Here is a 10,029-nt window from a genome sequence, read left to right as displayed (position 1 = left end):
AGTAGTAGTAGTAGTAGTAGCAAGCAGATAAATAAGCAAAATTTGAAGTCCGTAGGACTGTAATCTGTGTAGAAGAAAGGATTAGTTTCCATAGAAAACCTAACGAAGTATTCAATAAAGTCTATGTTATCTTTGTAAGAATTATGAAAAATAAAACCCTATGCCTAATACATATACACAGATTTATATTCAAGTCGTTTTTGCTACAAAAGGACGTGATATTAAAATTAAATCGGAAGTAAGAGATGAAATTGAAAAATACATTTGTGGAATATTTAGCAATAAGAAACAAAAAGTATTGGCTATTTATGCAAATCCTGACCATTTGCATATATTTTTCAGTTATAAAAATTTGCAGATAACAATTCCGGAATTGATAAAAACTGTAAAAATTGAGTCTACAAATTTTATAAATGATAAAAAGCTGTGTTTGGGGAAATTTTCTTGGCAGAAAGGTTATGGTGCATTTTCTTATGCTAAAAGTCAAAAGGATAAAGTTGTGAATTATGTTCTGAATCAGGAAAAACACCATTCAAAGAAAAGCTTTAGAGAAGAATATCTGGAAATGCTGAATGTTTTTGAAATTGAATTTAAAAATGAATATTTGTTTGAATTTTATGATGATGTAAAATAATTTTGTGATAAAATAATTATTTATTATGGTTGATGAAAGATAGCAGTCCTACGGACTGCTCCCTTCTGGATTGATTTTTCTACAACTATTACTATTACTACACAGATACGATTCCTACGGAATCTGCCCTTTGAAAAAATGAGAAAGAAACATTCCGTAGGAATGTTATCTGTGTAGTAGTAGTAGCAAGAAGATGAATAAGCAAAATTCGCAGTCCATAGGACTGCAATCTGTGTAGAAAAATTGTTAAATAAAAATATGGAAAAAAATAAAATTAAAGAAAGAGAAAACGAACTGCTTGATTTAGTCAGGATATTTTGTAGTCAAAAGCTTGATAAAGAATACCTTTTTCTATGTGAAAAACTCGTCAAAAAGATGGGCAGAAAAAGAGATATTCCCTTTAAAAGCGGTAAATTAGAAATATGGGCTGCGGCGATAATACACGCTATCGGCAGTATAAATTTCCTGTTTGATAAATCTTTTCAGCCCTATCTAAAGTCTGATGAAATCAACGAATTTTTTCAAACAAAAAGTTCTACCGTTTCTACAAAATCTCGTCAAATAAGAAATATGTTTGATTTGTGGTATTTCAGTCCCGAATTTTCGACAAAAAAAATGAGCAATGATAATCCATTTAATGATATGGTTATGATTGATGGAATGATTGCTCCTGTATCTGAATTACATGAGGAATTGCAGATTCTGCTAAAAAATGAAAGAGCAAATGGCAGAGATTTGGAATTTACCACAGATTCGGAATAAAAAAATTAAAAATAAATCTAATAAAATCTGACATCTAATGTCTAATAACAAAAGAATTTTCGTAGAAAAAAGAGGAATTTTCGATGTGGAAAGTCCAAAAATTTTTGATGAAGTAAAAGCGGTGGTTCCGTCTATCCAAAGCGTAAAAGTGTATAACGTTTACGATATTTTTGGATTAAATGACGGTGAATTCGAAAAAGTAGTCAACAGCACTTTCGTAGACCCTGTTACTGATATTTTGCACGAAAAAAAACCTGCAAAAGGAATCTATTTCGCAATGGAATTCTTGCCGGGACAATACGACCAGCGTGCAGATTCTGCGCAACAATGCATCGCTTTACTGACTGGAAATGAGAAGTCTAAAGTAAGAAGCGGAAAGCTTATCGAGTTTGAAGGAGTTTCTGAATCTGATTTAATTAAAATCAAAGATCTTTTAATTAATAAGGTTGAATCTCAGGAAAAAGATTTATCAATTTTAGATATTCCTGCGGAAGAAACGCCGTCAAAAGTAATTGTTTACGAAGGTTTTATCAATTTTGATGATGCCCAGTTGGAAGAGTTTTTTAATAATCACGGTTTTGCTTTAGGATTGGATGATTTGAAATTCATTCAGGAATATTTTAAAACTGAACAAAGAAATCCGACAGAAACGGAGCTTAAAGTTTTAGACACGTATTGGAGTGACCATTGCCGTCACACAACGTTTGAAACAGAATTGTCGAATATTGAATTTGAAGGACAGTTTAAACATACATTGGAAACTATTTTCAATGATTACATCGAAAAAAGAAAATTCTTAGGACGCGAATTGAAACCAATCTCTTTGATGGATTTGGCAACAGTTTGCGGAAGATATTTCCATAAGACAGGTCAATTGGAAAACTTGGTGGTTTCAGACGAAATCAACGCGTGTACCATCCAAATCGAAGCCGAATATGATGGTAAAAAAGAACCTTGGTATTTATTATTCAAAAACGAAACACACAATCACCCGACAGAAATTGAGCCTTTTGGTGGAGCTTCAACGTGTTTAGGAGGTGCCATTAGAGACCCTTTGTCAGGACGTTCTTTTGTGTTCCAGGCGATGAGATTAACGGGTGCTGCTGATGTTTTAGAACATGTTGATAAAACTTTACCAGGGAAATTACCTCAAAAGACCATCACAAAGCAGGCTGCAAACGGATATTCTTCTTATGGTAACCAGATCGGTTTGGCGACTACAATGGTTTCTGAAATCTATGATGAAGGCTACAAAGCAAAAAGAATGGAAGTTGGTTTCGTTGCCGGAGCCGTTCCTGTGGATTGGGTAAGACGTGAAAAACCTGAAGCTGGTGATTCTATCATCATTTTAGGTGGTGCAACGGGACGTGACGGAGTTGGTGGAGCAAGCGGAAGTTCAAAAGAACAGGACGAAACTTCAATCCACACGATGAGTTCTGAAGTTCAGAAAGGAAATGCCGTTGAAGAACGTAAAATTCAGAGATTATTCAGAAATCCTGAAGTAACGAGATTAATTAAAAAATCAAATGACTTCGGAGCGGGTGGAGTTTCTGTGGCTATCGGTGAAATTGCTGATTCTTTGGAAGTTAATCTGGATGTTTTACCTTTAAAATATGAAGGTTTAAACGGAACTGAGCTTGCTATTTCTGAATCTCAGGAAAGAATGGCGGTTGTAGTTGAGCCTAAAGATAAAGAACAGTTCATCAAGTTCTGTGAAGCGGAAAATATTGTGGCTGTGGAAGTTGCAAAAGTGACAGATTCCGGAAGAATGCAGATGTTCTGGAAAGGCGATAAAATTGTTGACCTTTCAAGAGCATTTTTAGATACGAACGGTTGTTCAAAAAGTCAGGAAGTTAAAATTACTCATCTGAATGAAGTAAAAGAAGAAACTCCTGCATTTAACGAAGAGAATTTCTTAAAAATATTAAGCGATAAAAACGTTGCTTCTCAAAAAGGATTGCTGGAAATGTTTGATTCTTCTATCGGTGCGACTACGGTTGCGATGCCTTTAGGTGGAAAATATCAGCAGACATTAATGGAAGGAAGCGTTCAGACGTTGCCGATTTTAGGAGCAAAAGATATTGAAACCGTTTCTTTGGCAAGTTGGGGATTTGATGCAGAAATTTCAAAACAAAACTCATTGTTAGGAGCATCTTACGCAGTTGTTGAAAGCGTTGCGAAAATCGTTGCAATGGGTGGCGATTATAAAAATATCAGATTCAGTTTTCAGGAATATTTTGAGAAATTAGGTCAGAATCCTGAAAAATGGGGGAAACCTTTAGCTTCTTTGTTAGGAGCTTATGATGCTCAAATTAATTTCGGTTTGGCTGCAATCGGAGGAAAAGATTCAATGAGTGGAACGTATCAGGATTTGAATGTTCCGCCAACTTTGATTTCTTTTGCTTGTGCGAATGGAGAAAAGAAAAATATTATCTCTCCTGAATTTAAAGGTGAAGGAAATAAAGTGTATTTCTTCAATCACATTGCTCAGGAAAACGGACTTCCGAATTATGATGTTTTAAAAACGGTTTATGAATTCATTTTCGAAAATATTAAAGCTGGAAAAATCGTTTCTGTGAAAACAGTAAAAGAAGGTGGAGTTGCAGTTGCTTTGGCAAAAATGAGCTTCGGAAACAGATTAGGCGCTGAAATTAGAGTTGATGAATCTGTTTTATTAGCTAAAAATATCGGTAGCTTAATCATCGAATCTAAAGAAGAATTAAGTTCTGTAAACCTTCAATTAATCGGAGAAGTTGTTGCAGACGAAGTTTTAACGATCAACAATCAACCAACAACTATCAACCAACTTTTGGCTGCAAACACAAATACATTTGAAAATCTTTTCCCAACGGTTGAAAAAGAAAAATTGACGGTTGAGATTGATGAGAAACTAAACTCGATCAATCCAAGAAATATTATCATCAAAAAACACGGAATCGCTCAACCAAAAGTATTCGCACCGGTTTTCCCGGGAACAAACTGTGAGTATGATACGTTAAATGCTTTCGCGAAAGAAGGAGCTGTAATCAGCAGTTTACCTTTAATCAATATCAATCACCAATTGTTGGACGAAAGTATTGATGCGTGGGTTAAAGAAATCAAAACTTCTCAGATTTTAGCTTTCTCAGGAGGTTTCTCTGCAGGTGACGAGCCGGATGGTTCTGCAAAATTCATTGTGAACGTTTTGAAAAACGAAAAGATGAGAAACGCAGTTCACGAATTACTCGACAGAGACGGTATGATTATCGGGATCTGCAACGGTTTCCAGGCGTTGGTAAAATCCGGATTGTTGCCTTACGGAAGAATTAAAGATTTGGATGAGAACTCTCCTACTTTGGCTCACAATGCGATCAGAAGACATATTTCTCAGATGGTAAACGTGAAAGTTGTCAATGATGAATCACCTTGGTTAAAAGGAATGAAAGACCAGGTTTTCACCATTCCGATTTCTCACGGGGAAGGTCGATTTATGGCTTCGGAAGCTGAAATTCAAAAGCTGTATGAAAACGGACAGATTGCAACGCAATATTTGGATTTAGAAGGAAACATCGCTCACGGAATGCCGTTCAATCCAAATAATTCATTGTTTGGAATCGAAGGAGTTACAAGTCTGGATGGAAAAATCTTCGGTAGAATGGGACATCCGGAACGTTTTGCGGAAGGTTTGATGAAGAATATTCCAAATGCAAATTATCACAATATTTTCAAAAATGGAGTGGAGTATTTTAAATAATGAACAATACATTGTGTAATTTTAACAAAAATTTTACATTTACAGTAAATAACGAATTAATGGAATAGAAAAAATTAAACATATTAAAATATAGAGTTTTGCTTTAAAATTTTCTGTATCTGAAAAGGTCGAAAATTTCAAATACCACAGGGAAGTAAAAGTGGAAACGTCTGCGCCAAAAGCGTGGGCGTTCCTTTTTGCTTTGTGTAGTAGGTTTTGCAAGAACCTCTGATACGAGCAATGGGAATTAGCTCACTTTTTTTTCGTTTTACGGAAAACCGTAAAAAATAATAGAAAATAAATTATACATTGTACCACCAAATCAAGGAAACATAAAAACAATAATTTAATTCTAAATATGAACAATAAAATTACCGCAACAGACCTCTTTCTTGCCATTTTGGCTGTGATGCTTATCGGTGTCAGTTTTTACCAAACGTGGCTTGGCTTACAACAAATTTTCGGAGGAAGTTCCTTTGTCATCGCATTGGTGCTTTCACTTATCTTACTCTTTTTGCTTTGGCAAATCAGAAAAGCAAAAGTGACCGGAAGTCCTACAACAGGATTAAGTTGGATTTATTTCTTCTTCGCTTTGTTTTGCTTTATCGCTAACTTCAATGCAATCTATACAAGGTTTATGCGAACCGATATTTATACAACGGAACTAAGAGAAATCAATGATAAATTCAGTGGTTTGGAAACAAATGTAGAATCTAAATTGAATTATTCCGTTGCAGATGCAAAAACAAGACAGGCAATTAGGAGCGAACTCAATCTTTTAAAAATTCAGATTAAAGACCCGAAAAATACAGGAATTGGCCCGGAAGCAAGACAAATTATCGGAAGAATAGAGAAAATGATTGGCAAAAAAGTTACCCCTCTTACTCCGGTTAGCCAGACTCCTGCCGGTTACGAAGATTTGGCAGACAGAATGGAAGAACAAATCATTCAGATGGTTTACAATTTAACTCCCGAAGAAAAAAACTTAATAGGCGATATCAATAACGCTTCTTTAAGATGGAATAAAGATATTCAAAATTTACTCGTTAAATCTCATCAAGATATTGACGATATGGCGCAAGGTCAGATTGATAAAGCGTTGGCAGAATATAACAAATTGGGCAGTAGAGCACAGTCTATTTTGGGAGATGATAAATTGAAGTTTGAACCGGCACACAGCAATACACAAGAAGTCGGAAAAATAGGTTATGCTTTTGACCATGCTGTTAAAAATTTCGGAATGTTTCAGTTTGTTGTATTGGCAGCGTGTATTCTGCTGGACTTTGGAATTATGCTGATAATTCTTTTGATGCCTTCTGAAAACAACGTAAATCAAAATAGCGGTGGAAGTGTTTTCAATAATAAGCGTAGCGGTAAAACGATAATTTAATAAAAACTCAAAGAGATGATAAATTTTGAAAACGAAGAATTAAAACCATTGTCATTCGATAATGAAGAAGAATTAAAACCACTTTCTTTTGATGATAACGGTGAATTGAAACCTTTATCTTTTGACAGGAAAAATGAAATTGTAAACGATGATTTCGTCCCTATTTCAAAAGGAAATACGGCAGAAATCAAAAATAAGGACAGCAACTTTGTATTCTTTTTCGGTACTGCATCTTCGGGAAAATCGGTTATTTTAGCCACAGTGCTTTATTATATGCGTTCACAGGCAGGTGTAATAAGACCTAAAATAGGAACACCAAATACCGCGGAAGCAGAAAGTTTGCTGTACGATTTTTTTGATAATATCAGTAAAGGAATTTTGCCAGAAGGAACAGTTAAAGACAAAGTTACACGCTTGGATTTAGTTTTTGAACCGAACAATAAGTCGAAGAAAATTATTCCAATCAATCTTACGTTTTTAGAAACTTCGGGAGAAAATCATAACGAAATAAAACGTGGAGGAAATTACCACAGCAGTATAGAAACGTATTTGTCTGCAAATCTACCGCTTACTTTTATCATTGTAACAAGTTATGATAACGCACACAAAGACGATATTTTAATCAATACGTTTCTGAACAAATTAGAAAAATATGAGAAAAAATTAAAATCTGTAAATATTATTCTCATTATTTCAAAATGGGATAAATCGGGAAGTAGAAATATAGAAGCAACAGCTGAACTTGATAATTTCATTGAAACATATCTTCCGATGACAGCAACTGCAATGAATACATACGGTTTAGCAAAAACATTTTACACCATAGGAGAACTAAACGAAGAAACCAACAGAGTTACATTGTTGGATTTAGACAGAGCCGAAAAATTATCTAAATGGCTTTATGAAAGTATCGTTGGCTATCCTTTGGATTATGAGGGAACATTTTGGGAACGTATAAAATTTAGCATTACAAATTAATGAGCAATATTAATTTAATCGCTTTTGGAACTTTCGGGAATCCAAACGGATTTACCCAAACTTTTTTTTCAGGAAATCCAATTAAGGGCATAAAAGCATTTGATATACGAGGTTCTATCTTGGTATATCCTAAGAGCAAATTATATTCTATCCGAAAGGAATACAAAGACGGATATAATATGATTGCTTATACAATTTATACCTATGCACAAGAACCGACTTCGGCAAGAGGAGGTTCATTCATTGGTTCGAGTATTTTGTTTGTAGATAAGATCGCGGAGGAGAATATCATTATCCAAAATCTGAACGAATTTCATCAAAATTTAGTTCAAAAAAATGTTCAAGATGATACAATTACAGTAAATCATTCGGACAAATTTGATGTAAAAGAGTGCAAACCAAAAGATTTTGATAAACTCAATTTTCATTTAAGAGAAATTGACAATCTCAACTTTATACAAGTAACCAATAAAAATTTGATCGTTTTTTGCAGAACAAATGATAATATTTTACAATCGTTTTTCAAAAAATCAGTTGATTTACTGAATGTTTACGATACTATTTATTTTACAGACAGCAAAGAAGTAGCAGAGTTTGTTCGACAAAAAGGGATATTTTCAACTGTCGATGAAAATAATTTTGAAACCGAAATCCGAAAATTAGCAGAAGAAAGAAATCGCAAAATACAGGAATCATTAGATGAATTTTCCAAAGAAAAACAAAAATTGGAAGAATCCCGAAAGAAAACCTACGATGATTTTAAATCTCAAATTGAGAAGAACAAAGAAAAGCATCGGGAAAACGACCAGAAAATAAGAGATTCTGAAAAGGATTTGAATAAAGTCAATGAATTTTACAACAGTTTTTCACGAAAAATAGATGAGCTTTCCAATCAATTAAAATCTGGTAAAAAATTAGATGAAGTAAAGCGAATTCACAATGAAAACAAAAGAGTTTTCAGAGAAAATGTCGGAAGTTTGAAAACACCGAATATTATTAATTCCATTTCTCAACCAAAACCAAGTGCCGATGTTAAAGAAACTTTTCAACCAAAACATAACTGGAATAACCAATACAGAGAAAGAGAAGATAAGGAATATAAGTTGGATATTTTTAAAGTAGTTGCTTTAGTTCAGACAATATTGTTGTTATGTGCAATTGCTGGATTGGTTTGGTTTCAATTCTTTAAAAAACAAGAAAAAGAAATTGTTTATAATGAACCACAAGAAGAACAAACGGTAACAGAACAGCCACTAGAAAACGTAATTTCGGAGATTAATCCCAAACCGAACGGAGAGGTTGATTTTTCAACAAAAAATAAAATCAATGGAAAATTAGTGAAAAATTCTAAAATTGATAGTGTTACCAATTTTATTTTTAAAGCTAATCCAAGCAGTATTAACGAATATTACAAGTATCAGAAGAAAGATTATTCCAATATTTTATTTGAAAAAAATAAAGAAAGTTTCAAAATATCGTCAACTAATGATACTTTATATATCAAAGATTTACAGACTATACCTAATTACCAAAAGTAATGAAAAAACAATTTTTCAGAATTTTGTCATTGATATTTCTTTTGGGTTGTAACCATCCGGAAAGTAAAGAATATGAAAGAAATCAGGGCGAACATAAAAATTCCCAAAATCAAAATATTAATGAAATCAATATCAACGCCGTAGCAACAGATATTTCCGATGAAAACAAAAATATTGTACAAATGGAAAGAGAAGACGGTGTCCGTTATATTTGGATTGATATTAACGGAATAAAACTTCGTTTTATTTTTGATACGGGAGCAAGTAGTATTTGTATTTCGCCTGCGGAAGCAACCGTTTTATATAGACAAGGAACTTTAACAAAGGAAGATATTTTAGATGTGGAATATTTTCAAGATGCAACAGGCAGAATTTCTGAAGGAACAAAAATCAATCTGCGTGAAGTGAAAATCGGAAATATGATTTTGGAAGATGTAAAAGCTACGGTAGTTGATAATGTGAACGCCCCGCTTTTGCTCGGACAAACTGTTTTGGAACGGTTTGGAAAAATTGAAATTGACAATGTAAATAATGAAATTCATTTTAAATAATTATATCTATGATTATAATTCTATCTTTAAGTTGGCAACATTTACTAATTGTTGCAATCATTTTTGGAATTTTCATAATTCCTTATATCTTATATATCAATACTCTTCAGGCAACTCTAAAAGAAATAAGAAAAGAAAACAAAACAATTACCGAGGTAAGTCTTTGGCTTTTGTTAATTCCTGTTTTTAATTTAATCTGGCATTTTATCGTGGTTAATAAAATTTCAGATTCATTAGAAAAAGAAGCTAAAAGCAGGAATCTATATTTTGGAGAAATAAAACCGGGTCATAGTATAGGTATAGCGATGTGTATTCTCAATATCATTCCTTATTTAAACTTAATCGGTTTTATTCTATGGATTATCTATTGGGCAAAAATAAATAGCTATAAAAACTTTTTAATTTACAATAGGTAATATTTAAATAGTCTCTCCTTAAACCAC

At 33.3% G+C, this 10,029-nt stretch carries 8 protein-coding genes; all 8 read left to right on the top strand.

From position 1 onward, the window contains the following. The first annotated feature begins 160 nt into the window (after positions 1-160). The 8 genes from EGH73_RS00930 to EGH73_RS00895 all read left to right on the top strand — a co-directional run bounded on the left by EGH73_RS00930 (position 161) and on the right by EGH73_RS00895 (position 10,002). Positions 161-634 carry a transposase gene (locus tag EGH73_RS00930; RefSeq protein ID WP_123280265.1) on the top strand — a complete coding sequence of 158 codons (474 nt, stop codon included), beginning with the start codon at positions 161-163 and terminating at the stop codon, positions 632-634. 258 nt (positions 635-892) lie between these two features. Next, positions 893-1,396, top strand: coding sequence for a DUF6398 domain-containing protein (locus EGH73_RS00925; RefSeq protein ID WP_123280264.1), 504 nt, complete (start codon positions 893-895; stop codon positions 1,394-1,396). Between the two features lie 37 nt (positions 1,397-1,433). Continuing rightward, positions 1,434-5,129, top strand: coding sequence for a phosphoribosylformylglycinamidine synthase (locus EGH73_RS00920; protein WP_123280263.1), 3,696 nt, complete (start codon positions 1,434-1,436; stop codon positions 5,127-5,129). A 358-nt stretch (positions 5,130-5,487) separates the two neighbouring features. Beyond that, on the top strand, positions 5,488-6,519 hold the full coding sequence (locus EGH73_RS00915) for a hypothetical protein (RefSeq protein WP_123280262.1): 1,032 nt from the start codon (positions 5,488-5,490) through the stop codon (positions 6,517-6,519). 15 nt (positions 6,520-6,534) lie between these two features. Then, positions 6,535-7,497 carry a hypothetical protein gene (locus EGH73_RS00910; protein ID WP_123280261.1) on the top strand — a complete coding sequence of 321 codons (963 nt, stop codon included), beginning with the start codon at positions 6,535-6,537 and terminating at the stop codon, positions 7,495-7,497. Continuing rightward, positions 7,497-9,035, top strand: a complete 1,539-nt coding sequence (locus EGH73_RS00905) for a hypothetical protein (RefSeq protein ID WP_123280260.1) — start codon at positions 7,497-7,499, stop codon at positions 9,033-9,035. The genes EGH73_RS00910 and EGH73_RS00905 overlap by 1 nt, the downstream gene beginning before the upstream one ends. Then, on the top strand, positions 9,035-9,586 hold the full coding sequence (locus EGH73_RS00900; protein ID WP_123280259.1) for a retropepsin-like aspartic protease family protein: 552 nt from the start codon (positions 9,035-9,037) through the stop codon (positions 9,584-9,586). Before EGH73_RS00905 ends, EGH73_RS00900 begins: the two co-directional genes overlap by 1 nt. Positions 9,587-9,594: 8 nt before the next feature. Then, the gene (locus EGH73_RS00895) at positions 9,595-10,002 is read left to right on the top strand and encodes a hypothetical protein (RefSeq protein WP_123280258.1); all 408 of its coding nucleotides are present in this window, start codon (positions 9,595-9,597) and stop codon (positions 10,000-10,002) included. The last annotated feature ends 27 nt before the right edge of the window (positions 10,003-10,029 follow it).

This window comes from Epilithonimonas hominis (assembly GCF_003730015.1).
Classification (GTDB): domain Bacteria; phylum Bacteroidota; class Bacteroidia; order Flavobacteriales; family Weeksellaceae; genus Epilithonimonas; species Epilithonimonas hominis.
The sequence above is the reverse complement of the archived record's forward strand: the minus strand, read 5'-3'. Positions and strand labels throughout refer to the sequence as shown.